Source organism: Microcystis sp. BLCC-F209 (assembly GCF_041928595.1).
Taxonomy (GTDB): domain Bacteria; phylum Cyanobacteriota; class Cyanobacteriia; order Cyanobacteriales; family Microcystaceae; genus Microcystis.
The window spans coordinates 1-1,270 of the sequence record NZ_JBHFLL010000302.1; the positions used below are offsets into that span (position 1 = coordinate 1).

General features: G+C 37.5%; 2 protein-coding genes. One reads left to right on the top strand and one right to left on the bottom strand.

What is annotated here, in order from left to right; all coding sequences use genetic code 11:
• Nucleotides 1–143: 143 nt before the first annotated feature.
• A complete protein-coding gene (locus ACE1AQ_RS19615; protein WP_374809059.1) occupies nt 144–977 on the top strand; it encodes a hypothetical protein in 834 nt (277 codons plus the stop codon).
• Between the two features lie 79 nt (nt 978–1,056).
• Here ACE1AQ_RS19615 and ACE1AQ_RS19620 read toward each other — a convergent pair.
• On the bottom strand, nt 1,057–1,270 hold a 214-nt coding region (locus ACE1AQ_RS19620; protein WP_288103659.1), incomplete at its 5' end, for a DUF3352 domain-containing protein.

Genomic DNA, 1,270 nt, shown 5'->3' on the forward strand with positions numbered 1-1,270 from the left:
CCTTATCTGGCAAGGGACTTAATTGATTAGCTCGTTCTAGATTGAAAACAATTGGCAAAAATCGCAGCCATGTCTTTCTATATAAGGGTTTCACCCCTTATAACTCCCGTCCATTGCATAACACAAACCGAAGAACCAAAAATATGATTGGCCAAGCATCTTTTTCCATAGATATAGATGACGTTGTACCTACTCCAGATGAAGATTTAGGCAGTTTCATCGAAGATACTAAAATAACATCTTTGGATGTGTACAATAAGCAATCTGGAGAATGGTTAGATTCAGATAAAATCCTAACCGAGCAACAAAAACTTTTCAACAAGTTATCTATATCCCATGGACTATGCCTACCATTTTCCGCTGGTTCTAGTAAGAAAATAGGAGTTATGTGGATACTATTCTCTAAATCTCTTGATCGAGATCAAAGCGAGAAAGAGACTTACACATATACACTGTATGCTAATCAGATCGCTTTAGCCTATGCTAACTCTATGAAATTTGAAGAATTAAAATATAAAAGTGAAAAAGACCTATCGAAAGAGATAGATGAGGATCACAAACGTGTAAGATGGCAAGCGGGAGCATGGTTTTTAGGATCAATACTAGCTTCAATTGCTGGATTTTCTTTGATTGGTTTTGGTATCTACGATTTGTCGAAAAATAATCCGGGCTTTCTAAGTAGTGGAAGTGCGGCTATTTTTAGTGGTATAGTTCTAGAAGCCGTGACAGTGTTAACTTTTAATCAAGGTAAGGCTGCTAATGAGCGTTTGGATTATTATCATAAAGAGCTTTACAACACTGGTCAGTTAAATATTTTACTATCAGCGACGGAACAACTAGAACCAGAGATTGCCTTAGACGAAAAACGAAAAATTATTCAGTCTGTCGCTAATTATTGGTTACAATCACCTGATGAAATTAATAACAGTGAAAAAACTCAAGAGGTTAAGAGCGAGAATACACAACATAAAACATGATCAAGGGATGTGGGTTATAGCGAATAATCCGATTAAGCGATGATTTGCAGAAGTGATGATCACCTAACCCCTCCTCAACTTACGATTTCACTCCCAAGTTAAAGAAAATCGTTCCCCGACGCACAGAATTTTCGCTACCTTGGCTGCTAATGGTAAGAGAACGCAGATTATTAAATAAAGGCTTAATCGATAATTCTAACACCCGCACGATCGGGAATTTTGCCTCGATTACCGGTTGCAATTGTCGCCAATCGACGTAAAAATAACCATCATTTTCTGCGGGTAAAGCAGTA

Excerpts from the sequence above, each read along its gene's own strand:
- ACE1AQ_RS19615 (WP_374809059.1), top strand. The coding sequence starts at position 144 with ATGATTGGCCAAGCATCTTTTTCCATAGATATAGATGACGTTGTACCT.